At 46.7% G+C, this 24366-nt stretch carries 26 protein-coding genes; 13 read left to right on the top strand and 13 right to left on the bottom strand.

Annotated features, from left to right (window positions below):
* Positions 1–26 precede the first annotated feature (26 nt).
* The 3 genes from CR205_RS02070 to CR205_RS02060 all read right to left on the bottom strand — a co-directional run bounded on the left by CR205_RS02070 (position 27) and on the right by CR205_RS02060 (position 4038).
* Positions 27–1334: a sugar ABC transporter permease gene (locus CR205_RS02070; protein WP_110516457.1), complete on the bottom strand. Its 1308-nt coding sequence runs from the start codon at positions 1332–1334 to the stop codon at positions 27–29.
* A 69-nt stretch (positions 1335–1403) separates the two neighbouring features.
* Positions 1404–2705: a sugar ABC transporter substrate-binding protein gene (locus CR205_RS02065; RefSeq protein ID WP_110516455.1), complete on the bottom strand. Its 1302-nt coding sequence runs from the start codon at positions 2703–2705 to the stop codon at positions 1404–1406.
* A gap of 463 nt (positions 2706–3168) precedes the next feature.
* Positions 3169–4038, bottom strand: coding sequence for an AraC family transcriptional regulator (locus tag CR205_RS02060; RefSeq protein ID WP_110516453.1), 870 nt, complete (start codon positions 4036–4038; stop codon positions 3169–3171).
* A gap of 158 nt (positions 4039–4196) precedes the next feature.
* Here CR205_RS02060 and CR205_RS02055 point away from each other — a divergent pair, with 158 nt between their 5' ends.
* Positions 4197–5579 (top strand): MATE family efflux transporter, encoded by a 1383-nt coding sequence (locus CR205_RS02055; RefSeq protein ID WP_110516451.1) that lies wholly within the window; start codon positions 4197–4199, stop codon positions 5577–5579.
* Positions 5580–5690: 111 nt separating this feature from the next.
* On the opposite strand, the gene CR205_RS02050 is transcribed toward CR205_RS02055, so the two are convergent.
* On the bottom strand, positions 5691–6545 hold the full coding sequence (locus tag CR205_RS02050) for a MurR/RpiR family transcriptional regulator (RefSeq protein WP_110516449.1): 855 nt from the start codon (positions 6543–6545) through the stop codon (positions 5691–5693).
* Between the two features lie 32 nt (positions 6546–6577).
* Entirely contained in the window at positions 6578–7966 is a 1389-nt protein-coding gene (locus CR205_RS02045; protein WP_236634681.1) for an aspartate aminotransferase family protein, read from the bottom strand.
* Positions 7967–8181: 215 nt separating this feature from the next.
* Here CR205_RS02045 and CR205_RS02040 point away from each other — a divergent pair, with 215 nt between their 5' ends.
* Complete coding sequence (locus tag CR205_RS02040) at positions 8182–9342, top strand: KamA family radical SAM protein (RefSeq protein ID WP_110516447.1); 1161 nt, start codon at positions 8182–8184, stop codon at positions 9340–9342.
* A 183-nt stretch (positions 9343–9525) separates the two neighbouring features.
* On the opposite strand, the gene CR205_RS02035 is transcribed toward CR205_RS02040, so the two are convergent.
* Positions 9526–10428 carry a mediator complex subunit 15 domain-containing protein gene (locus CR205_RS02035; RefSeq protein WP_110516445.1) on the bottom strand — a complete coding sequence of 301 codons (903 nt, stop codon included), beginning with the start codon at positions 10426–10428 and terminating at the stop codon, positions 9526–9528.
* 260 nt (positions 10429–10688) lie between these two features.
* Here CR205_RS02035 and CR205_RS02030 point away from each other — a divergent pair, with 260 nt between their 5' ends.
* From CR205_RS02030 to CR205_RS20375, 4 genes are all read left to right on the top strand, one after another.
* Positions 10689–11255 (top strand): GNAT family N-acetyltransferase, encoded by a 567-nt coding sequence (locus tag CR205_RS02030; RefSeq protein ID WP_110516444.1) that lies wholly within the window; start codon positions 10689–10691, stop codon positions 11253–11255.
* A 141-nt stretch (positions 11256–11396) separates the two neighbouring features.
* Positions 11397–13181, top strand: a complete 1785-nt coding sequence (locus CR205_RS02025; RefSeq protein ID WP_110516442.1) for a B12-binding domain-containing radical SAM protein — start codon at positions 11397–11399, stop codon at positions 13179–13181.
* Positions 13182–13285: 104 nt separating this feature from the next.
* On the top strand, positions 13286–14200 hold the full coding sequence (locus CR205_RS02020) for a DMT family transporter (protein WP_110516440.1): 915 nt from the start codon (positions 13286–13288) through the stop codon (positions 14198–14200).
* A gap of 55 nt (positions 14201–14255) precedes the next feature.
* Positions 14256–14417, top strand: a complete 162-nt coding sequence (locus tag CR205_RS20375; protein ID WP_201745335.1) for a hypothetical protein — start codon at positions 14256–14258, stop codon at positions 14415–14417.
* A 104-nt stretch (positions 14418–14521) separates the two neighbouring features.
* Here CR205_RS20375 and CR205_RS02015 read toward each other — a convergent pair whose 3' ends face one another.
* The 3 genes from CR205_RS02015 to CR205_RS02005 form a co-directional block, all read right to left on the bottom strand.
* On the bottom strand, positions 14522–15316 hold the full coding sequence (locus CR205_RS02015; RefSeq protein WP_110516438.1) for a hypothetical protein: 795 nt from the start codon (positions 15314–15316) through the stop codon (positions 14522–14524).
* Positions 15317–15472: 156 nt separating this feature from the next.
* A complete protein-coding gene (locus CR205_RS02010) occupies positions 15473–16384 on the bottom strand; it encodes a phosphatase PAP2 family protein (RefSeq protein ID WP_236634680.1) in 912 nt (303 codons plus the stop codon).
* Between the two features lie 138 nt (positions 16385–16522).
* Positions 16523–17515: an EAL domain-containing protein gene (locus CR205_RS02005; protein WP_161524638.1), complete on the bottom strand. Its 993-nt coding sequence runs from the start codon at positions 17513–17515 to the stop codon at positions 16523–16525.
* Between the two features lie 353 nt (positions 17516–17868).
* Between CR205_RS02005 and CR205_RS02000 the strand changes: the two genes are divergently transcribed.
* A complete protein-coding gene (locus CR205_RS02000) occupies positions 17869–18162 on the top strand; it encodes a 4a-hydroxytetrahydrobiopterin dehydratase (protein ID WP_110516433.1) in 294 nt (97 codons plus the stop codon).
* A 50-nt stretch (positions 18163–18212) separates the two neighbouring features.
* On the opposite strand, the gene CR205_RS01995 is transcribed toward CR205_RS02000, so the two are convergent.
* Positions 18213–18959: a DUF2087 domain-containing protein gene (locus CR205_RS01995; RefSeq protein ID WP_110516431.1), complete on the bottom strand. Its 747-nt coding sequence runs from the start codon at positions 18957–18959 to the stop codon at positions 18213–18215.
* A gap of 145 nt (positions 18960–19104) precedes the next feature.
* On the opposite strand from CR205_RS01995, the gene CR205_RS01990 reads away from it, so the two are divergent.
* Positions 19105–19635, top strand: coding sequence for a hypothetical protein (locus tag CR205_RS01990; protein ID WP_110516429.1), 531 nt, complete (start codon positions 19105–19107; stop codon positions 19633–19635).
* 115 nt (positions 19636–19750) lie between these two features.
* Here the strand turns inward: CR205_RS01990 and CR205_RS01985 are convergent, their stop codons facing one another.
* Together CR205_RS01985 and CR205_RS01980 are read right to left on the bottom strand one after the other, a co-directional pair.
* Positions 19751–20095 (bottom strand): ArsR/SmtB family transcription factor, encoded by a 345-nt coding sequence (locus CR205_RS01985; protein ID WP_236634679.1) that lies wholly within the window; start codon positions 20093–20095, stop codon positions 19751–19753.
* A gap of 44 nt (positions 20096–20139) precedes the next feature.
* The gene (locus tag CR205_RS01980) at positions 20140–20760 is read right to left on the bottom strand and encodes a pyroglutamyl-peptidase I (RefSeq protein ID WP_110519624.1); all 621 of its coding nucleotides are present in this window, start codon (positions 20758–20760) and stop codon (positions 20140–20142) included.
* Positions 20761–21041: 281 nt separating this feature from the next.
* Here CR205_RS01980 and CR205_RS01975 point away from each other — a divergent pair, with 281 nt between their 5' ends.
* The 5 genes from CR205_RS01975 (at position 21042) to CR205_RS01955 (ending at position 23023) form a co-directional block, all read left to right on the top strand.
* Complete coding sequence (locus CR205_RS01975) at positions 21042–21536, top strand: sigma-70 family RNA polymerase sigma factor (RefSeq protein WP_161524637.1); 495 nt, start codon at positions 21042–21044, stop codon at positions 21534–21536.
* A 257-nt stretch (positions 21537–21793) separates the two neighbouring features.
* Complete coding sequence (locus CR205_RS01970; RefSeq protein WP_161524636.1) at positions 21794–22009, top strand: DUF1659 domain-containing protein; 216 nt, start codon at positions 21794–21796, stop codon at positions 22007–22009.
* A 52-nt stretch (positions 22010–22061) separates the two neighbouring features.
* Entirely contained in the window at positions 22062–22280 is a 219-nt protein-coding gene (locus tag CR205_RS01965; protein ID WP_110516420.1) for a DUF2922 domain-containing protein, read from the top strand.
* Positions 22281–22373: 93 nt separating this feature from the next.
* A complete protein-coding gene (locus tag CR205_RS01960) occupies positions 22374–22565 on the top strand; it encodes a YvrJ family protein (RefSeq protein ID WP_236634678.1) in 192 nt (63 codons plus the stop codon).
* A 254-nt stretch (positions 22566–22819) separates the two neighbouring features.
* Positions 22820–23023 (top strand): hypothetical protein, encoded by a 204-nt coding sequence (locus tag CR205_RS01955; RefSeq protein WP_110516417.1) that lies wholly within the window; start codon positions 22820–22822, stop codon positions 23021–23023.
* Here the strand turns inward: CR205_RS01955 and CR205_RS01950 are convergent.
* Positions 22985–24346, bottom strand: coding sequence for a DUF2254 domain-containing protein (locus CR205_RS01950; protein WP_110516415.1), 1362 nt, complete (start codon positions 24344–24346; stop codon positions 22985–22987). The genes CR205_RS01955 and CR205_RS01950 overlap by 39 nt on opposite strands.
* Between the last annotated feature and the right edge of the window lie 20 nt (positions 24347–24366).

Genomic DNA, 24366 nt, shown 5'->3' with positions numbered 1-24366 from the left:
ACGTGTCTTTGCTGCTTGAATACTCATTAAATCTGCCCCTCCTCTTTAAACGATCGTGAACGGCGGAACTGGAAGAAGGCGAATGTGACAACCAGAAGTCCGAGAATGATCGAGATGGCAGCAGCCATATTAAACTGCTGGGTTTCAAATGTCAGTCCGTAGACCCAGGATATGAGAATATCGGTTCCTCCGGCGACCTGTCCCCGAACCGGCGGCCCCCCCTGGTTAAACAGATAAATAATATTAAAATTGTTAAAGTTAAACGAATACTGCATGATCAGAAGCGGTGCCGTCGCGAACATCACGTGCGGGAAGGTAATGTTGCTGAATTTCTGCCAGCGGTTCGCCCCGTCGATATCGGCTGCTTCGTACCAGTCGCTGGAAATACTCTGCAGTACCCCGGTAAAGAGTGCGAATACGAACGGGAAGCCGAGCCACACCTGAATCATAATCAGGGCCACTTTCGCCCAGAAAGGATCGCTCATCCACGGGATACCTGAACCAAAGAGCGGGACTATAATATCCCGGTTAATCGCTCCGAAGTTATCGTTAAAAAGAGCAGAAAAGATAATAATGGAAACAAAGCCAGGAACAGCCCATGGAAGAATGAATACTGTCCGAATCAGCTTCTTCCCTTTTACCCGTGCATCGTTAACGAGAATGGCAAGGAAGAGCGCCAGAGCAATCTGCAGTGTCGTTGCAACAAATGTCCAGATCAGCGTCCAGGATAGTACACTGAAGAACGTGTTCCGCCATTCAGAAATGGTAAAGAGTCGGACAAAGTTGTCAAAGCCGACCCAGTCAAGAATATTTCTTGGCGGGGCGTTATACAGATTGTAGTTCGTAAATGCCAGTCCCACCATGAAAAGAAGCGGGAAAATAACAACGAAGACAAGCAGGAACAATCCAGGTGCGATAAGGAAATAAGGAAAACCATTATCCCAGGCATTCTTAAAACCCTGTCTGATCCCGGGGATTTCCCAGCCTAATTGAATTCTCTTTGCGTCCTTACGAGCGTCCAGAATATTAAAGACATAAAATGTAATAAAGAAGCTTAGAAAGATCAGAGACAGAATTCCATAGCTCAGAAAGAGTCGGGAATCATCTTCCCGTGGAACTTCCCCAAGTGTGACAAGTCCCTGAAGACCATCTGTAATAAATTCAGCTAATACTCCAACAAAAGCCGCAAAGAGAATGAATAAGACTGCACCTTTGACAAACCGCTTATTGTACATTTGCCCGAAACCTGGAATGATCGATAGCAATGCAGCTACAGTTGGATTGTGTTGTTTATTCACGATCTTTACGTCTGGTTGATTATCGTTTGCAGCCATAGTTGCGTCCTCCTGCTTTAAAGAATCGGGATTGGAGAGTGATGTCTCCAATCCCTTCTTTTTTCCTGATTATTGACCCATGATGGAAATCTGCTCACGGATCTGTTCTACTGCTTCGTCAAGTACTTCCTGCGGGTCATCTCCCTGGGAGATAAACTGCAGTGCGTCAGCAACCGGCTCCCATACCTGGCTCATTTCAGGTACGTTCGGCATTGGCTCTGCTACCTGCGACTGATCAAATACAGCGCTCATAAATTCATCATCGATCTCTACTGCCGTGTGAGCCGGAAGCTCACCAGCTGTTTCGAAGTAATGCTCGGAACTTTCTGCGTTCGTCAGGAACAGGGCAAGTTCAGTTGCCCAGTAATGGTTTTCCGAGTACTCGGATACGAGCCATCCTTTGTTACCGGAGAAGGAGTTCAGCTGATCGCCGTCCCACTCAGGAAGCATCGCAACTGCAAGGCTGTCGCCAAGCGCGTCACGGTAGTCAGGAATTGCCCATGGTCCAGTGATTACTGTTGCCACGTCACCGCTCTGGAAGAGACCGTTCATGATGTCGCCGTCAACGCCAGTCGGCATGTAGTCGTTTTCGAACCATGACTGGATCAATTCAGCGCCTTCTACAGCACCATCATTGTTAAGACCGATATCTTCAGTGTTGTAGACACCGTCTTCGTCCTGGTCAAAGATATATCCGCCTGCACCAGTCAGGAACGGGTATACGAAGTAAAGGTTTGTTGCTTCCATAAGGAATCCGTACTGGTCAGCTCCCATGTCCGTGTGCTCTTCGGCAATTGCCATAAGCTCGTCCACAGTGGCCGGAGCTTCGTCGATAATATCTGTGTTGTAGAATAGTGCATACGTTTCCACAACTGCAGGAATTCCGTACTGCTCACCTTCGAAGCTGAAGGATGTAACAGCTTCTTCGTTGTATTCAGAAAGGCGTTCTGCCTGATCGTCTGTAAGCTCAAGCTCGCGTGCAAGCCCCTGAAGAACGATGTCTCCCATACGGTCATGCGGCTGGAAGAAAAGGTCAGGACCCTGTCCGGATGGACCGTCCAGACTAATCGCATCGGTTTGATCAAGCATGGAGAAAGGTGTAATGTTTACAGCGATGTCATACTCATCTTCAAATCGCTCTGCGATATCCTCGTATGCCTGGAGCTGTGAATCCTCATCGTTTACCCACATGGAAAGCTCTTCTGGTTTTTCGGGCTCGTCCGCATCCCCTTCAGCAGCTTCTCCGTTTTCTTCTGTTCCGTTATCATCTGCCGGAGTTTCATCCGCTTCGTCATCCCCGCCGCCACAGGCAACAAGGCCGACGGATAGAGCAAGAAGTGCTGCCGGTGTCAAAAACTTGGCTTTAAACATGGTGTTTCCCCCTTAGAAATAAGTATGTGTTTGTTTTGTGCAATCTATTGTCCCTCTTTTATGTACTCTTTTGCGGAAGCCTTCACCAGATTCCTTCTGTCCGCGCCTTAAGCGCTTTCAGATCAGAAGAGATTCTAAATGGTCTTCTTAAACAAAGGACCAATGGCCTGTTTTCAGCTTTGAGTACGAAATGCAAGACAACCGTTTGCACAAATGAGGCAAAAACAATTCACAGGCTGGCAAAAGCTCTGTGAAATCGTTTGCATCATCTTTACAACTTCATTATATAGGCACCTTTAAATAAAAACAACCCTTTTTCTCTATTTTTTTGTAACCGTTTTCTATTTTTTCAGTATAATTTCAACCGTTTTTGATTCCTTTGATTTAAGCCTATTTTTCACAAAATCGCTATGTCTGAATAACGAACTGCAATCGGTTGCGCAAATTTCCCGTCACGTTTCCCCTAACGCCCCCTTATTCTCAGGCTCCTGAAGGCTGTCGGTGTTACCCCCTCTGTCTTTTTAAACAGCCGGGAGAAATAACTGCGGTCCGAAATACCCACTTCCACGGCTACTGCACCTAAATCCAGTTCGGTTGTATTCAGCAGCTCCTTTGCCCGTTCAATCCGGTAACGGTTCAGATACTGCCCCGGGGTGAGCCCGGTCGTGCGTTTCATACACCTGGACAGGTAATCGGCATGATACAGAAGCACTTTGGCCATCCTCTCCACAGTGAGATCTGTTTCCCGGTAATGACTGTGGAGGAATCGTACAACATCATTGGCTACCTGTTCCGCACTTGTGGGCAGTCTTACAGCCTCCCGCTGAAGGAAGAGAAGCGACTCAAAGAAGACAGCCTGCTGCATCAATTGGTCAGCAGGTGAACCTGACAGATTCAGGCTGTTGAGCCTTGCAAGAATGGTTTCCAGTCGTGCCCGGTTTTTTATTTTCCCGTAAGCAGGGAGAATCAGATCAAATTCAGCTTCTTCTGTATATGTACTTTCCTTTTTCAATATATCCGACCAGTCGAAAGAGCAGTTCGGAACGATCTCGAAAGAACCCGGCAGTCTGAAATGCACCCAGTACATTTCTGTATCTTCTGTACAGGCCCGATAGCCTCCATGGAAAACACCCGGTACAAGGAGCAGGTATTCTCCTTCCTTCACGTCATAACGGATTCCTTCCTCTTCCATATAGAGTGTTCCTTTATGTACGACCAGCAGATCAAACACTTCAAACGTTCTGGACAGATGTTTTCGTCCTTTTCGGAAGCTTCCTTTCCCCCCTTTAATGAATACCGGCACAGGAGGAACTCGTACTTTTATCGTCTTCACACTTCCACCTCAAGTCGTTTTTGTGCTAATGTCTTCGTGTTTATCACTATTAAATATGAACATGCATCTATAAAATGAATATAGCAAAATTCGTTTTTGTCCACAAACTTGGGATTCCCGGCAGACCCGGGGCCAGGACCGATAGGAGGGTACACATCATGAGACCGTCTCAGACAGATACAAAAAAGAAACTAACCCTGTTTGCCCTCACCTGGCCTATTTTTATTGAAATTTTCTTACATATGCTCATGGGAAACGCTGACACCCTCATGCTCAGTCAATACGATGACAACGCTGTGGCTGCAGTCGGTGTAGCAAACCAAATAATGAGTGTTATTATCGTCATGTTCGGGTTTGTAGCCATGGGAACGACGATCCTCATTGCCCAGTACCTCGGTGCCCGCCAGGAGCGGCAGGCCGGACAGATTGCTGTTGTCTCCATTGCAGCGAACCTCGTCTTCGGACTTGTCTTGAGTCTTGTTCTCTTCGTTTTCGGCCCTCAGATTCTCGGTGTGATGAATCTGCCACCGGAACTGATGGATACAGCCCTAATGTATCTGCGAATTGTAGGCGGGTTTGCCTTTATTCAGGCACTGATCATGACAGCAGGTGCTATCATAAAAAGCCACGGCTTTACCAAAGACGCCATGTGGATCACCCTCGGAATGAATGTCCTTAACGTGATTGGCAACTACCTGCTCATTTTTGGACCTGGTATGTTCCCTGAACTTGGGGCAACCGGTGTGGCCATCAGTACAGCAGGCAGCCGGACGATTGGTGTCATCATCCTGGCGGTGGTTTTATACAAGCGCGTTAATGGGGAGCTTCCTTTTGCCTATATGTTCCGCAGTTTTCCAAAACCCGAACTTCAGCAGCTTCTCAAAATCGGTATTCCTTCTGCCGGTGAACACCTTTCCTATAACATGTCACAGGTTGTTATCACTATTTTTATATCCTCAATGGGTACAATCGAGCTGACGACACGAGTTTACACCCAGAATATTATGATGTTCATCCTCCTGTTTGCCGTAGCGATCGGACAGGGTACCCAGATCATTGTCGGTCACCTTATTGGCGAGGGAAAACACCGTGAAGCTTACGAACGCTGTATGAAAAGCCTCTGGATCGGTTTTGCCGTCAGTACGGGGGCGGCCCTCCTGTTCGCATTTTTCAGGGAACCGATTCTTGGAATTTTTACAGACAACCGTGACATCATTGAACTGGGCGGTATTCTTCTGCTCCTCACGATCATTCTGGAGCCGGGCAGGACGTTCAATCTAATTGTCATCAACTCACTCAGAGCTGCAGGAGATGTGAAGTTTCCGGTGTATATGGGAATTCTTTCGATGTGGGGTGTGTCTGTAACCATTTCCTACACTGCAGGGCTCATTTTCGGTCTCGGCCTTGTCGGAATCTGGATCTCGTTTATTGCCGATGAATGGTTCAGGGGACTCATCATGCTCAAACGCTGGAAAGGACGAAAGTGGGAGCGTATGGGGTTTGTACAGAAGGAAAAACCGCTGAAAGTGCCTGGTTCTTAAAGAAAGTTGAGTTTGGGAATTTCATTTAATTTCCGGTGAAGTATCCCCATGTTTAATCGAGATGTGGGTATATCACCCGCCGGCTCCCGTCCCAATACCCGGAGCCGGCTGTTATTCCTCAAATACGTCGAAGTTCTCCCACAGCCCCTCAAGTTCCTGAAGCCTCTTCTCCACCTTCACGTGCTCAGTCCTTGTGACAGCCGTTATAAGGGCATTCACAATACTGAGCGGCGCGGAAAAAGAATCAATAAACGAATTGATTTCGGTGGCTGCAATCAGCTTCAAATCACCGAGAGGTACAAGCGGGCTCATATAGTGGTCAGTAATAACCAGCGTTCTTGCCCCTCGCTGCTTTGCGTATCTCAGTACTTCCACTGTCCGCTTCGTATAACGGGAAAAACCGAAGCCGATCACCAGGTCATTATCCTTAATATCCAGAAGATGCTCTGAAACCCCGTCACCCTGGCGAATCAATTCAGTATTTTGCAGCACCATATCGAGATAAAATTCCATAAAACTGGCGATGCTCGCCGCACTCCGGTAAGCAATAATATAGATATTTTCCGCTTCAATAATCTGTCGGACAGCCTCTTCAAAATGACGGGTATCAAGCTGCTCCAGTGTGATCTTCAGATTTTGGATATCATCCCCCAGAATTTCAGTGACCACATCTTCCGGTTTTCCGTCTTTGTCCGTTGTCTTTGCCAGCACTTCAGCAGACGTCATTTTCCGCTGCAGTGACTCCTGCAGGTGGCGCTGGAGATCAGGGTAACCTTTAAAGTTGAGGAAAAATGCAAACCGGATGACCGTTGCTTCTCCAACGCCTACGTGCTTTGCAAGCTTCGAAGCAGTTAAAAAAGGAGCTGTTTCCCTGTTCTCCACCAGATAGCCGGCAATCTTCCTGTGCGCCTTGCTCATTGTATCCTGATGATTAATAATCCGGTCATAAACCTCACACTCATACATGTCCACTGCCTCCTTCTGCCACTATAGCCGCTTTAGGGACGGCCTGTTCTATGAGCAAAGATATTGTGCAGAGCATCAATTGATTTCCTGAGTTCCTGCTCACCGTGTACAGTTGCTATACTGTATCTATTCAGTGGTTTCGTGTAAATTCCTTCATTTATCAGATGGAAATCCAGATCTTTTCTAAAAGAAAGATCTGCTTTCTTTAAATCCCGGTAGTTCCGGATCTGTCCGTCTGCAAAAACCAGATTGAAAATCGTTCCCATCCCCGGCGTCTGAACCGTGATTCCTCTGCCTTCAAAAAAAGATGCGAGCTCATTTTTAAGTTCACACGTGAAATTCAATGTTTTAGTGTAGGATTTTTCCAGTTCCTCGATAACAGCAAGGCCTGCTGCCAGGATCATCGGATGTCCGTTATAGGTACCGCTGTGAAAGAGAGTATCTTCAGCTGACGATCCTCTGCTCTGGAGGGTATCGAACACATCACTTCCCGAACGGGGACTCGACACATCCATGATTTCTTTTTTTCCCCCAACGAGCCCAAACGGTAAGCCCCCTCCTATTACTTTTCCCAGAGTCGTCAGATCCGGCCGCACGCGATACACACTCTGGGCTCCTCCAAGTGCAGAGCGGAAACCGGTTTTCACTTCATCAAAAATAAGTAAAATACCCAACTCACGAGTGACTTCTCTCAAATGAGTCATAAACGCCTGTTCTGCCGGGATAAAGCCGCCCTGAACTGGCTCAATAATCACCGCAGCAAGATCGTTCTGATGCTTTCTCAATAGCGTTTCACAGGCATGACTATTATTAAATGGGAGTATAATCGTGTTTTTTTCACCGCCGGGAACCAGCCCGGCAGACTCTGGAACCGCCAGAGGCTCTTCAGCATCCCCTGCTTTTATTTCGTCCGGATTAATACTGTACAGCACTTCATTAAAACCGCCGTGATAATGACCTTCAAATTTAGCCACTTTTGTTTTCCTTGTATAAGCCAGCGCAAATCTAATTGCAAGAAGTGTTGCTTCGGTTCCTGAGTTCGTGTAGCGAAGACGCTCTATTGACGGAAAAAAACATTTAATCTTTTTGGCATATTCCGTCTCCAGTCTGTGCGGTGTTCCGAACAGACAGGTTCCATCCTTTTGCATCTGACTGTTGACAGCCTGAGTTACTGCCAGGTGCCCATGGCCAAGTGCAAGAGATCCATATCCCATAAGGTAGTCTATATACGTGTTACCATCTACATCTGTAAGACGCGCCCCGTCACCGCCCTTCATCACGATGGGATAGGGAGCAAAATGCTTAATGTTCGCCGTCACGCCGCCAGGCATCTGTTCCTGTGCCGCAGCGTGAACCCGGTAAGACTCTTTCGTCCTCTCCAAATAAAGAGGCAGTGGGCAGTAAAAATGATGAATTGCCACTCGGGCTCCACCTTTCATTCTTTCATTCTTTTGAAATTTATACTTCATTATATGTTTATACATATCATCCATGAAGAGAAAATTCCGCCCATTTTTTATAATGAAAGATATACTCCGAAAGTGTTTAAAAATTCTAAAAATTAGCCTAATTCATGTCACACTGCTATACTTACAACAAAGACCGAACAGTATTTTCAACACAGGAGGGTGACAAAATGGCTCAGCCAAAGTACATTATGAACCTTGATAAAATTAAGGAAATACCTGAAGAAGAACGTGCCAGACTGAAAAAGATTACGGAAAAATTTGTTTTCCGGGTTAATGATTATTATCTTAGTCTGATTGATTGGAAAGACCCGGACGACCCGATCCGTAAACTCGTTATACCTAATGAAGGCGAACTTGAGGAATATGGGCGCTGGGACGCATCCGATGAGGATACGAACTACGTTGTACCAGGCTGCCAGCACAAATATACAACCACCGCCCTTCTCATTGTTTCTGAAGTTTGCGGGGCCTACTGCCGTTACTGCTTCCGGAAGCGGCTCTTCCGAAATGATATAAAAGAAGCCATGGCAGACGTACAGCCGGGAATCGAATACATAAAGGAACACCCGGAAATTAACAACGTTCTTCTGACCGGCGGGGATTCTCTTATTCTCGCAACGAAAAAACTGCGCAGGATTATCGAGCAGCTTCGGGAAATCGATCATGTGAAAATAATCCGGCTCGGCTCGAAAATGCCGGTTTTTAACCCTATGCGTATTTATGAGGACGAGGAACTTCTAAAGCTGATTAAGGAGTATTCCACCCCTGAAAGACGCATTTATGTGATGGCACACATTAATCATCCGAATGAAATTACGGAAGAAGCAAAACGAGGTTTCGCGGCTCTCCATGATGCCGGGGCAATTGTCGTCAACCAGACACCGGTTTTAAAAGGGATCAATCATGACCCCGAGGTGCTGGCTGAACTTCTAGATAAGCTTTCATGGGCAGGTGTCACTCCGTATTACTTCTTTATTAACCGCCCGGTGGCAGGAAACAATGACTTTGTCCTCTCTCTTAAAGATGCCTATCAGGCAGTGGAAAAAGCAAAAGCGATTACAAGCGGTCTTGGTAAACGTGTCCGTCTATCCATGAGCCATACGTCAGGAAAAATTGAAATTCTCGCAATCGAGGACGGCAAGGCTTATCTTAAATACCACCAGTCCAGAGACGGGGAATACGGGAAGTTCATGGTACTCGACTGTCCGGATGATGCAGGATGGTTCGATGACCTCCCAGGTAACAAAGCCCACTGGGAGCAGCCCGCAAAAAAACTCGACACTTTTGAGTCAGCAAACGAAAAAATCAGGCAGAAAGAAACGATTTAATCTTAATATGCAAAAGAGCCCTCTGCACATTGCGGAGGGCTCTTAAGATTGACTTCTGCGTTACTGCCGTTACCGTGGATATCGATTCTGATGATTACGATTACCCTGCAGGGCTTCTCCTGAATGAACTCTTCATCGCTATTTATTTACGCTAAACGATATAGATTAACCTCAGCCTGCATTTTAATAATCATCATCGTCCCATGGCATGTAGCCCAAATGATTCATTCCCTGGTGCATCCCGTTACCGGACTGCCCCCCGCCTGGCATCCCGTTCATACTCCCTTCGTTACCAGGCATACTATTCCCACCATGATTGCTGCCAGGAGGCATCATCGGCTGACCAGGCATTCCCATGTGACCGTCCCCCGGCATCATTGGCTGACCGTTATGCTGATGACCGTTTCCCGGCATCATCGGCTGACTGTTGTTCTGATGACCATTTCCGTACCCCGGCTCTCCGTTGTTACCATGGAGCGGTGCCCCGCCCATCATCTGATTCGGATCCATCAGCATTTGCGCTCCCATCACGTTCGGTCCGCCCATTCCCATCATCTGGTTTGGACCCATCGGCATTTGCGCTCCCATCACGTTCGGACCGCCGCCCATCCCCATCATCTGGTTTGGACCCATCGGCATTTGCGCTCCCATCACGTTCGGACCGCCGCCCATCCCCATCATCTGGTTTGGACCCATCGGCATCTGTGCTCCCATCACGTTCGGTCCGCCGCCCATCCCCATCATCTGATTCGGATCCATCGGCATCTGCGCTCCCATCACGTTCGGACCGCCGCCCATCCCCATCATCTGGTTTGGACCCATCGGCATCTGTGCTCCCATCACGTTCGGTCCGCCCATCCCCATCATCTGATTTGGACCCATCGGCATCTGCGCTCCCATCACGTTCGGACCGCCGCCCATCCCCATCATCTGATTTGGACCCATCGGCATTTGCGCTCCCATCACGTTCGGACCGCCGCCCATCCCCATCATCTGGTTTAAACCCATCGGCATTTGCGCTCCCATCACGTTCGGACCGCCGCCCATTCCCGCCATCCCTTGCTTCTTTCCGCAGTTACATCCCATTTGTAAACACTCCTTTATTATACTTGCCTGAGACAACACACAATTTCACTTCATTTTATGGAGATGGCTGACGGTTCGTGATTCTGCCCTGGTTCAAACGCCGTTCCGCTCTTCGTCAATACTGCGCCCGTTTTTACAGCACTTCGGCCAAGCCGCTAACCAAAGATCCCTCCCTCCTGTAAAAACATATTCTCATCTTCTACATTCCTGTACAGAGAACATAAAGTAAAACAGATCATTTTCAAAGAGGAGAATGCGATATGGCTTACATTGAACCCTCGACAGCATGGCTCAGGGATGGCAGAGCATTCACAGTGCGAACTGCATACCCTGTTGATGCAAAAGATATGCTGACTCTGACAAAGGATGTCATCAGGGAAAAAGACAGCGGTCTCCTGATCAGTGAGGATGAGTTTCAACTCACCGAACAGGATCAGGCGGAAAGGATTCAGAACTCCTTTCAGTCTCAGTGGCATGTGCTGATAATTGCCCGTCATAACGGAAATCTCGCCGGGGTCGCCTCCTTCGAACCGGAACAGCTGCTCAAAAAATTACGTCATCACGGACTTATCGGACTTATCGTGCAGGAGACATACCGCTCTCTTGGTGTAGGCAGGGCCCTTATGACCGCCCTTCTGAAATGGGCAGAAAAACAGTCCCACCTGAAAAAAGCAGGCTTGGAAGTGATCGCAACCAATGAACCTGCCATGAATCTGTATCTCTCACTCGGGTTTCAGCCTGTTGGCCTTTTCAAAAACCATGTACAGCTCGCCAGGGATCAGTATGCCGATGTGTACCGGATGGAGTATCTGCTCAAGCGGCAGTAGATGATTCAGCATCATCATGCGTCTGCTATAGTTCCAATACTATTATTGGTCACCTTTAAGGTACGGCCAGGCCCGCCGCATCTTCCTCCTCAAATATGGTATGATTAATCGGAATCATGCCTGCCTGGAGGTTATACGAACATGAACGTGACCATCACTACCCTGAACGCCAAATATATACACACCTGTCTTGCACTCCGTCTGCTTAAAACCTATACGGAGCCTGAATTTAATGTGGATCTTACTGAATTTACAATCAAGGACCCTGCCATGAACATCGTTTCTGATTTATACCGCAGAAAACCCGATGTGATCGGGTTCAGCTGCTACATATGGAATATTGAAGAAACCATTCAAGTCGTTAAAATGCTCAAAAAAGTGCTCCCGGACATCAAAATAGTATTCGGCGGACCCGAAGTATCCTACGATACAGCACAGTGGCTTGCACGTGTGCCGGAAGTCGATTTTATTGTAATCGGTGAAGGGGAGGAAACGTTTAAACACCTGCTTCAGGAAATTGAACGGGGCAAAAACGGCTGGCATTTCGTTTTTGGACTTGCCTACAGGAAAAACCGGGAAATCGTCATCAACCCCGGCCGTGGAAAACTGGATCTGAACACGATACCTTCCCCGTACAGACTGCCAAGTGACCTGCCCGCACTCGGTAAACGGGTGGTCTATTTTGAAACAAGCCGCGGATGCCCTTTCAGCTGCCAGTTCTGCCTGTCTTCTATTGAAGTCGGCGTAAGGTATTTTGATATTGAAAAAGTAAAGGATGATCTTCTCTATCTGATTCGCAACGGAGCAAAAATGATCAAGTTCATCGACCGGACATTCAATATTAAACGGGATTACGCTCTTGAAATCTTTGATTTTCTGATCAAAAACCATGGGGGCTGTGAGTTTCAGTTTGAAATTACGGCAGACATCATGCGCCCGGAAGTGCTTACATTTCTAAATGACCATGCCCCGCCCGGGATCTTCCGTTTTGAAATCGGTGTACAGTCCACTAATGATGATACAAACGATCTCATTAAGCGCAGACAGAACTTTAAGAAGCTTGCAAGGACCGTGACGCTCGTAAGGGACGGAGGTAAAATCGACCAGCATCTGGATCTGATCGCCGGCCTTCCTGAAGAGAATTACAGCTCGTTCAAACAGACGTTCAACGACGTCTTCGCCCTGCGTCCCGAGGAACTGCAGCTCGGTTTTTTAAAGATGCTGAGGGGCACCGGCATGCGTGCCATGGCGGAAAAATACGACTATAAGTACATGGATCATGCGCCTTATGAAATTCTGTCCAACAATGTGCTGAGCTTTGATGAGGTCATAAAAATCAAACAGGTAGAGGATATTCTCGAAAAATACTGGAATGATCACCGTCTCGACTATACAATGAATCATCTGGTCACAGAGGTTTTTGACACGCCGTTCGATTTTTTCCAAGCTTATGGAAGTGAATGGGATGAACAGGGATGGTCCCGTATTGGTCATCAGTTTGAAGATCTTTTTACCCGTCTTGACCAGTTTTCAGAAAAAAAGAATCTGCAGAACCGTGCTGTTACCACAGGGCTGATGAAGCTTGACTATCTGCTTCATCACAAATATAAACCACGTAAACGGTGGTGGGAAGCTGATCTGGACAAGGATACTCAGCAGCTTGTACGAGAAGCTGTCAATGAACGTCCTGACGCGGTTTCTCCGGAATTCGCCCAGCTTAATCTGGGCGTCCGGGAATTGCAGAAGCACGTCGTCGTTGAAAAAACGGGCTTTGATGTGACTGGGTATCTGCAAAACGGAGCCGTCAAGGAAGGGGATTACTTTCTGATCGTCTATTACTGTCCAAAGACGCTCTCAGCCCGCCCGTTTTCCCTCCCTGCCATTCAGGTAAAGGGACTCAGTCGAGGGCAGCTCTTCGGAGAATAAGCTGGAGGCAGAAAAGTCCGGTTTGCACGGCACCTCCTCTGTGATAGAGTGACAGAATCGAACCTTTCGCAAACGAACGATTATTCTTTAAAGGAGGGGTTCCGTTGTACAAATGGGCTTTTTTACTGATCATTGGCGGAGCCGCCCTCTGGGGTACAATCGGGATTTTCGTGCAGCGTCTTTATGACCTTGGTTTCACCCCGATTGAAGTGGTGGCAATTCGGGTGATATCGGCTCTGCTGGTGCTCACTTTGATCGTTTTATTTAAAAATCCGTCCCTTGTAAAAATTCGTCCGCGGCATCTGCCGCTTTTTTTTGGTACCGGTATTTTAAGCATTGTCTTTTTTAACTGGGCCTACTTTACGACCATCCAGGAAATCAACTTGAGTGTGGCCGCAGTGCTTCTTTATACCGGTCCGGCCTTTGTTACCATTATGAGCCGGATCTTTTTCAAGGAAGCACTCACCCCTGAAAAAGTGACAGCTCTTTTTATGACGCTTGCAGGCTGTATGCTGGTCATCGGGGTTTTCCCCTTAAACGCAGGGCAGCTCTCAGCCTTTGGCATAATCACCGGTGTCGCATCCGGATTTGGCTACGCCCTTTACAGTATCTTCGGAAAACCGGCCTCCGTCCATTATTCGTCTCTCTCAATAACGTTTTATACGTTTTTATTTGCATCCGCGGCGATGCTGCCGTTCAGCGGCATTGTTCATTCAGCCGGTGCGCTCATGAGTCCAGAGGGTATCCTGCTCGCTGCAGGTCTCGGTACCCTACCGACGGTTTTTGCCTATCTTCTTTATACAGCGGGTCTCTTCCATGTTGAATCAAGCAGGGCTTCAATCGCAGCAACGGTAGAGCCGGTAGTTGCAGCTTTGATCGGACTTATTATTTTTGCAGAGCGCCTGACCCCATGGCAGTTGGCAGGCATGGGACTGGTCCTATTGGCTGTTCTGGTCATACAAAAGCGCAGAAAGCCGGCACATAAGGAAAAAGAAACCATTCAAAGCCCTCAGGTTTAGCCCTATTTGCGTAAGGGAAAACAAAAACCAACACAGATAAAGGAGGGCTTTTCAAATGCCGGACAAAGATGTAGAAGTCAATAAACGAGAAGAAGAAGTAGAAAAAAAGCATGACAGCAGCCATGTCGCCTCCACATTCATTAAGTACGCCGCTTACCTGATCATTTTCTTTGGTATCTTATGGTTCCTTATTAATTACATCCTTCCTCAGTTTTAACAGAAGTCAAATTTCCAAATGCTCTTTCGATATATTGCCAGGTGATTACACTGCAGGCAGACGCTTTCCGCAAAATACTACAAAGGCATGGTCCCTCTGCTGGATCATGCCTTTTCATTACGTTTTGGGGTAATTTCGAGTCCTTCAAGATGCAGGATATGAGTGATGGCCTGACGGTAATGAGCAAACGTCTTGTCGTTAAATTTCATTCCGTTTGCCACAAAGTCTTTTACGAGAGACGTCTGGAAGCCTGTGAAGTAGGCTTGAGCCCCCATTAGTTGAACCACCTCCTGAAGCTTGGTGAATTCAGAAACCAGGCTTCCATCTTCTATCGCGGTTATGCCTGAAAAATCAAAAATAATATACTCAGCACCTGTCTCACTGATCTTTGACAGAACTTTGTTGCGGAGGTGGTCCAGTCGGATCTCATCAAAGGTACCGATCAGCGGTGCGAAAAGGGCTTTTTCTATTACAACGGGCAGAATAGGTGTAGATATTTCCTCGATCAGTCTCTCGCTCCGTCTTTCTTTTTCTTTCTCTTTTGTCACGTCTCTCCAGAACAAAACGCAACCCGTATGGTCCCCTTCAGGTGTAAACAGCTTATCAATATGAAGATCAGCTATGTATCCAAAAATCGTAACCGTCTTTCTGTATGGGAACCGGTCCTTCTCTATAATCTTATGAAACATTGAATTGAATTCATGAAGGGAGGCAACCGGAAATCCGATTAGTTCCTCAGGAGTCTCCACCGGAAGATAATTCAGAAAATCCTTAACCAGTTCCACCGCCTGTCTGTTCATCCATTTCAACTCACACGCCTGATTAATTATAAAAATATTATCAGGCAGGTGATCAAACAACCGCTCGTAATCGAGCGCTTCAGAAACCTGCTTCTGCACACCGCCATCCCCTCTCTATGCAATCACACTGATGAATTGTCACAATCTGTGAAGACTAATAAAACACAGTCTGAGCCATATTCCCTCATCTTTTAAACTATAAACCTATTTTTCCAGAGCGGAAAACAGCTGTCCTTCCCGGACACGCCGTTTCAGCTATCCTGCTTTCAGTTTTCTCCGCCTCTGTGTTTCATCACTGCTGTACAACCTCATTTTGACAAAAAGCCACGGTGCGCACAAAAGCCCCCAGAGACCAATCAGACCGTAACGAATTCCCCCTGTCAGAAGATTCTGTGGCAGCGCAGCCTTAACACCTTCCTGAATAAGAAACAGACCGGCCAGCCCCACTAAAAGTGCTCCTGCTTTTCTCAGCCAGCTTTTCGAAATCTTCATGCCCACATAGCGGGCCTCAATCATGTATCCAATTCCAGCCCCAAGCAGAAAAGCACCGTAGTTTATTCCTTCTGATGCAGGAAAAATGACCATCATGAGAAGCGGAACAAGAAACACAGCCATCCACTTCGCTTTAAGTGACCATCCTGAAATCCACTTCTCCGTTTTCACAAAGATCACTAAAATTAACGCAGCAACAGTCATGCCCGTCACAACGTCCACTGGCCAATGAAGCCCGGTATACAGCCTGCTTACGGAGATTAGAAACACTAGTACCACAGCGAAAACCCAGAATGCCCTGCTCCTAAGTGTGATGGCAACCATTCCCCATAAGGTGGCAGACCCCTGCGCATGTCCGCTGGGAAAACTGTCATAAGGATAATGACTTCCTACTTCCGCTGATGCAACAAATAAAGATTGAATACCCTCTGATCCAATCGGCCTTTCAACAGCAAACCAGAATTTCAGAAATGAGTTGGTATAAACGGATAATAAGAACACATAAACAAGCCGGATTCCGAACGGTTTTGATAAACACCAGTAAATGAGGGGAATCATGAGAAAATAAAACAGCTCGTTACCGAGAAAGGTCAACACGTAAGCCGCCACATCGGTTACCGGGTTCTGAAGGGATGTCACATACTGCATAAATGGTATTTCAATCTCTCTAATCAACAATCCACACCTCCTTACCTGCTCTTTCAATTCGCCGGAAAGAAAAAAAATCCTTTTTTTCAAAGAACAGTTAAACCACTTATTAAAACAAGGCTCAAAAAAAGCCCTTTCTCCTTCAGAAGGGAAAAGGGCTGAATACTATTTTACGTATTGTTTGAGAGGTGTTTTCGCCGGTTTCCCGAAAAAGTAACCTTGACCAAGGTCCACTTTTGTGCGGAGAAACTCCCATTCATCACGGTTTTCAATACCTTCCGCGAGAAGGGTAGTGCCAAGATTCTGAGCAACCTGGGAGATCATTTGAATCACCTTTTGTTTTTCGGCGCTAAGGTGACAGTCCTGAATAAGCTTTCTGTCAAGCTTGCCATAATCAGGGCGAAGTTCTGTCATGACATCAATCGTGGAATAACCTGCACCAAGATCATCCAGCGCAACTTTGACACCTGCACGGCGATAGTAATCGAACACTCTTTTCAGATGGCTCATATCCTGAATTTTCTCTGTTTCCACCACTTCAAAGACGAGGTCCTCCGGCCGAATCCGGTATTCGTTCACCGCCTTGAATGTGCTTCGCAGGCAGAACTCCGGATCATAAATAGAGTTCGGTAGAAAATTAATAAATCGTTTCGTTCCCCGGTCCAGCATCATTGCACTTGTCCGAATTGCATTCATTCTTGCTTCGCTGTCAAGCATGGACTGCATGCCGGACTGCTGGGAAAACTTAAACAGGGCCCCGGGATCAAAATGATAGAGCTGGCTGCGGGGTCTGAGCAGAAATTCATAACCGTAAACTTCCTCGTCTGATGCTCTGACGATCGGCTGCAGAAAACTGTGGAACAATTTCTCCTGAATAATTTTGACGAGGCGCGGGTTCATAATTTTATGGTACATCTCACCAAGCGGAATAAAATCATTCGGCTGTTCCCCAAGGAGGCCAAGGCTGCACTTGACTGCTGTTCGTTTGCTTGCCGGAAGAGTCCGGTACAGGTCTTCGACGACTTTCTGCAGAATGTGCCAGTCAAGAAACTGCACGTCTGCTTTGCCACGGCGGATTTTCACTTCAAGACCCCGTTCCTTAACAAGCTCTGTCATGATCGCCATCAGCTCAGGTCTGCTGGAATATATGCTGAACACTCCCTCCTTGCTCAGAGGGATTTTTGTTGTACATAGATAACATCCGCTCACGTTCATCACCTTCTTTCCAAGGATGCAATTTTAAACCGGCCTGAATCGGCCTGCCGGCTAATTTCTCACTAGTTATCAATACCCTCTGGCGGCTGGTTAAAACCGAAATGAGCCTCTTTTTATCGGTTGTTTCATACATTTTTCCATAGAGCTCTGAAAAAGTGTAAAAAAGAAATTTTCACCTTTTCAGTCATTCCTTCGTCTGCTATGATGTTACTAATCCCCACAATATATCCGAAAATTCAATCTTTTTATATAAAAGAGTTTCGGTGTGGTGAGATCTATTTTAAGGAGGAACTTAAATGACACTTTCGCAGGAAGAAGTGGCTGCTTGTCTTGAAGACTCAGCCGGATGGGAAATTGATGAGCAGGAATTTATGACGAAAGAGTTTACGCTGCCTTCGTTCGGAAAAGCGATTGCTTTTGTAGATGAAGTGGCCCGATTGGCTGAGGACCGCAACCACCATCCCCAGATCACGATCGATCATAAAAAAGTCACCCTTCGTCTGCGTACAATGGATGTAAATGGTCTCACCCAGAAAGATGTGGAGTCCGCTTACGCTTTTGACCACACAGTTTCCCGTTTTCTAAACTGACATGTCCCTCAAATAAAAAGGTGCTGCCGAATGACGGCAGCACCTTATTTTCAGGATTTAAACGCTGGATCTACATAATACCTTGATCCGTCCTGATTTCGCTTCATAAATCCGTACTCAATTAAATAGCGGCGCAGTGTTGCAAAATCATCATAATACTTCTCAAGCAGTTCACTCACTTCTTTTTCTGTATAAGTCGCCGAAGGATCAAACTTCCTCGTTAAATACTTCAAAATGACGATTTTCCGTTTTTCCTTCCTCGGAAACTGTTTAATCTTCCCTGACACGGGATCTATATAAGTACTGAGGAATTTCTCTGCTTCTGCTTCTGTTGTTTCCCATCTTTCATCCACCATTTTCGCCCCCCTGTGTGCAGGCCCTGCTGATCGGTTCTGCTCAACCGACTCCATAAGTGCAAGCAGCACCCGTGCCTGTCTTGCTTTTTCCCTGAACTTAAACCTGTACTGCCTCACTGTCGAAACACTTGTAAACCCAAGACCTTCGGCAATCGTGTCGTCTGTTTCCCCTTTCAGCATCCTTGCCATAACTTCGCTCTGGACATCAGACAGACCCGTCTGCTTTTTTGAAAGGGAAAGAATCCGCTCTTCCATTGACCCGTGTTCGTCACTTACATGCTGTACGGCAGCTTTCCCCGCGTCAAGAAACCTCGTTCCGCTCTGATAAATAACTCCCTCTTCGTGCCACGCCCCGCAAACAAGGCAAATATAGCGCCCATTATCATAAATAAAGCCCTTTCTCATCTCCGCAGGACTTGCCTCCCAGAATATCTCTTCCATAAACGAACACCACCTTTAATAACATAATATATTAAAGTTATAATAAATGTAAACATATTTATTATACGTTTATAAAATAAAGCTAGTTTCTATATTTTATTGTATTGTGCTAAAATAAAGGAAGTTTAAAAACGGAGGAATTTTCATGCGATGGATTTACTTGTTTCTCGGCACTGTTCTTGCAGTCATCTCTCTTTACTACATCTTTACCCATAAGCAGCGGAAAGCGTTTCAGGATTATGTCATTTATACACCGGAAAATGATAATAAAAAAATTGGAACTGGAACGAAGCTCTATAAAGCAGCACTTTATATGAGTTATGTAGTACTGATCCTCGTTCTCGTACTTTACGTGGAGATCTTCAGAAGCTTTGAAACATCTACCATCGTTTTCATACTTATGGTGATTTTCGGAGGTTCCGTTCTTCTAACACTTGAAAAACTGTTTGAAGTCAGAGGTCAGGGAATTGTGTTCGCCGGCTATCAGGCAAACTGGGGAAAAATCCGCCAGATCGGCTGGGGCAAAAAAAGGAGTAAGCGGACCCAGCTTATTATGGAGCTGGATAAAGGAACGAAAATTAAAACCACAATAGCCAATGAAGAAAAGGAGCAGCTCGAGGAACTCCTTGAAAACTATGTTACCTTTGATAAAGATTCGTCAAAGAAGAAAACATGAAACGGAAATCTTAAGCTCTGAAATAAGAAATGCACGAAAAAGCAGGATCTGCTGTTAAAAACCAGCAGATCCTGCTTTTTCGGTTTAGTCACTTTCCAGGGCCTCTTTCACTTCTTTAATCACAGCATACACGTTTTCCAGACGCCATAAGCTCTGCCAGAACCGGCTGCATGTCCGGCAGTTTCTCAATGATGGACACAAGCTGGCTGTAAGCGGGATATTCGTCATTAATCCGGTAGTATATCCACTGACCGCTGCGCCGCTCGCTTACAACACCAGCCAGCTTCAGTTTTTTCAGGTGCTGACTGACCGAAGGCTGACTCATCTGGAAAATATCAACTAGTTCGCATACACAGCACTCGTCCCGGTAAAGGATCGCGAGCATTTTCAATCTTGTTTTATCTCCAATCAGTTTAAACAGCAAAGCTGCTTCTTCAAATGGTTCCTTCTTTGAATCCACACAGACCGCCTCCCTTTTTTGAAGGTTTGTTCTCATTTTGTATCTTAATTTTCCCTGATCACAGTAAGGATCGTTTTCAGCGCTTTAGCCTGCACGTCAAGGCTCATGGTGGGAACGTGCGGTGTATGAGACGCCATCTCCGGCGTAGCGGGCACGTGGATAAAACCGGCTTTTATCTGACTCCCCCGTTCCCTTACGTAACATAATGTTTCATAAAGCGTATTGTTGCATATATAAGTTCCTGCCGAGTTTGAAATCTGGGCTGGTATGCCTGAATCAGTTAGCGCTCTTGTAATCTCACGATTTGGAAGGGTCGCAAACAGTCCATCCGGACCTCCCTCAATTAAGGGTTCGTTGTCAGGTTTACGTCCGGAATTGTCCCCGAACTTCCCCTCACCCTCTGTATGCTGCACATTAATGCCAATCCGTTCCGGCGTGACAGCGCTTCTGCCGACTGCCACCCCAAGAGAGAGAACCACATCAGGTTTAACAGCTTCGATCTCTTCCTGAAGACGGGCTGCACACTCCCGGTACACAACCGGAAGCACAACTGTACGGATGTCAATTCCCTCTATCTTCCAATCTGCTGCCTCTTTTACGAGCGCTTCTGTCGGATTTGATTCGAGCTTTCCAAACGGTTCAAAACCGCTGATCAAAATCTTCATCGTCCTCACTCCCCTGTCCCCCATTATAACACGCCTCTTTTTTTCTTTTTATCAAGCCGCTTCTTTGCTGCCTGGCTCTATTTCAAAAATTCACTTCATTATCCCACTACCGTCTGTCTTTCTGCACGCAGATTTGGAAAACCACGGTACCGTAACTCAAGAACCGTCTCAACCAACAGTGTCAAAACCGCGGTATACCTATTCGTCCTGCGTTTCCCCTTACTCTATTCTAAATGTACCGCGGAATACGAAGGAGGCGCCTCCGGTTTGGAAACCCTTCTATGTCCCGACCGCCTTTTCATGAAGTTTATCATCAATTTGAGCCTTTAATCTTTTCGTTCATTCACAAGTTCCGTCTCATTTACGATCAGGATGAGTACATCCAAATCGCCAGAATTGCCCTTTTTGAAGCATGGTCACGCCACGATGGAGACCATTCGTCTTTTCCAGGCTACGCTAAATCCTACATTCGGGGCTACCTGCAGAATGCCATTACAGCTGACCGGAAAAACCAGGAACAGAACGTGTTTACCGAGCCTTCCACCTTTGCCCTGATGCACACCGGTAAGAGTGAAGATGACTTTTCCATGAGTGAGGTTTCCATGCTGCTGGATTCCGCCAGTCTATCTGGCCGCGAGAGAATCTGGGTTGATGAGTACCTCTTAAATGGCTCATCGCAAAAAGACATTGCCGGCCGTCACGGCGTCAAACCAGAGACTGTAAAAGCTTGGAGAAAAAGCGCATTGCTGAAGCTGCGTCGGGAATTTAATAAATAATAGCTCTGTTATAGCTTAATGTTGATATTTTTCTATCGTTGTTGATTGAAGCGAGCGCGCGACACTCCTGAGGGAACAGCACCGGCTGAAGATCCCGCAGGGCGATCTTCCCGAGGAGGCTGAAGCGGTGCCCGCGGAAAGGGAGCGCAGTGAGCGGAAATCAACAACAAACTTTAACAGAGCCTAAATAATATTAAATCTTATCCCCCCCTTTTTTCCCGTACCGCTTTACTTAGAGGATGAAAGGAGGTGATCACATGCCGACAACAAAAAATTCCCGACTGTCTCTCATCTTCCGTACCGGGTTCGACGATGAGGGAATGGATGTAGAACGTGTCCGTAACTTCCAGAACGTCAAAACAGATGCCGGTAATGAAGGACTGGCCCAGGCTGCTGCTGCACTTGCATCCCTTCAAGTGCATCCACTGACACGGATCGAGCGAAACAACACGTACGATCTTCCTGGCCAGTAAATCTTTGACCAGAGGAAAAGCACGTAAGATCAATAGAAAGGAGGAAATCACAATGAGTAAACGACTTGAGTTAGTATTTGAAAACGAAGACGGCGGCAGCGTAACACTGTTTGTGGAAGACCCTGCTGAGCCGGCTGTGCCTCAGGATGTAAGCGAGGCGATGGATGCCATTATTGACGCGGATGTATTCTATTCTGCCGGCGGAAAGCTTACGGGCAAGCGCAGTGCCAGAATCGTAGAGCGGACAGTAGAACCGATCGAATTCGAATAACCGGTTCAAAAACAGGAGCAGCCGGCTTGTCCTCTGTTACGAAGACAGCGCCCTGCTCCTGTTTTTTCCAAGTATAAGAAAGGAGGATACCCAGTGGAATTGGAAGTGTTGATGAATGTGCTCGGTGATTACGGATTTCCAGCTGCAGTGACGTTTTATCTGCTCTACCGTATGGAGAAGAAACTTGACCAGATTAACAGGTCCGTTCTTTTGCTGTACACGCATGAAAAGCTGAATCCGGATCAGTCTGCCGTGTCTCTTCCTTCCCGTAGCCGGCGTCAATAAAAGCTCCTGAAATATTCGCTGCTTTCCGCGGGAAGCGGCTGAGCCTCCGCGTGCTCCGCACTGCGGGGTCTCACCTGCGCTTTTCTTCCCGCAGGAGTCAGCGTATATTTCATCCGCCTTAATACGATTCGTTCGGGTTCTCGACTTTACACTTCACTTATGTCCCCGTCTCTTTCTCCTCGGCTCTATTATTTTTGTCATAGAGTAATCTAATTTTTCATAGAGTAGAAAAAAAGACACGGAGGGATCAAGTCATGAGTACACCTGTTTTTCTACAGAAACGTGAGGAAGTCCGGACAAAATATCAGCAGCCTGTAAAGGAGATCAGACAATTACCTGAAGATCGCATCATTGATGCCCTGGACACAGGTTCAAGATACCTTCTGCTTTTTTTAACCGTTACAGGCGTCCCTTATCTGTTATTCCTCATCTTCGAAGCGATGGTCCGTCTGCCTTAGCCTGATTTTTGTCTCCCGGTAAGGAGCTGCAATCACTGCCAGACGGTCAATCTTGTTCTGCAGACGGTCAATGTCCCAGTTTAGAAATTGCTCATGACGGAGCCCTTCCACCACATAATCAGTGAAGTTCCATACATCAGAACGCACCTGTCTGTTTCCGTGACTGGCCACTTCATAAAGCGCATCGAGAATCTGTCCCTGAACAGCCACATCCTCACTGCCGTAAAACCGAATCTGAAAAAAACTCTGGTACAGATAATCAGAAAAGCTGTAAACCTTTTTGACTACAAGCAGGTTACCGTGTTCATCGTGCAGGTAATTTTCCCTGAACTTTTTACGTGTAAGAGCCGATAATGTATGCCCGAGATAGTTAATACATTCAATCGCGGTAAACGGATCATTGATGCCAGGTGACAGCGAGCGTGTCGCAATTTCCACCATTTTCACAATGCCGTATCTTACATCCTGGACACTTTCCCGCTCATTGCCAAGGATCATAAGCCTGGCGTATTTTTTCTCGTCTACATGGTTGTTTTCCCCGTATATTTTCATGAGACTGAGCCCTTTCCCAAGGTAATCCCCATGGGAATGAAGAAGTTCTACGATCACCCCGTCCTCTTTTGCTGCTTTTTTCAGTCCCTCGTAATCAATCCACTGGATATAACCGGACTGCTCTGCCCGGACTGCCTGCATTTCCTTGTCCAGAACCTCTTCTCCTTCCCAATCCTCCCAAGGGTCATCTTCTTTTAATTCCCCCTGGTTCTGCCAGTTCTTGTCCATGACCTTCAGCGTGTAATCATAAATATTCTGAATCAGGTTACGAACCTGAATCCACTTGGCCACATGATGAACAAAAAACACAAAAAATCCGACGGCAATAATGGCAATAATCACAGCGAGAAGCGGTGAAATCAGAGCATCAATTTTCACTTCACCGGAATGTTTTGTCAGAAGCAGAAGAACAACTGCATAAACAAAACCGCTGATGAAAACGCCGAGAATCCTCTGTGTATGAGGATCAGTAATAAAGTTTTGAAGGGAACGGGGGGAAAACTGGGAAACATATGTCGTCATCACTACCAGAATGGAGGAAAAAGAAATCGACGTCATCGTCAGAATGGAAGTCGCAATCGTGCCGAGCAGCGTGTAGGCCAATTCAAAGTCTGAAAGGAACATGGCAGGAATCCGCTCTTTAAAATCCGGATTGGACCAGATCATTTGATCCAGCTGGTGACTGAGAAAGGCCAGCATGATGGCAATTACCCCGTAAACTGCAGGAATGAACCAGTAACTCGCTCTTACAAAAAGGAGGATCCTTGTCATCCTCTGCTCACCTCAGCTTC

It is taken from the genome of Alteribacter lacisalsi, assembly GCF_003226345.1.
In the GTDB taxonomy this organism is placed as follows: Bacteria; Bacillota; Bacilli; order Bacillales; family Salisediminibacteriaceae; genus Alteribacter; species Alteribacter lacisalsi.
This window is presented reverse-complemented; position numbering and strand designations above follow the sequence as displayed.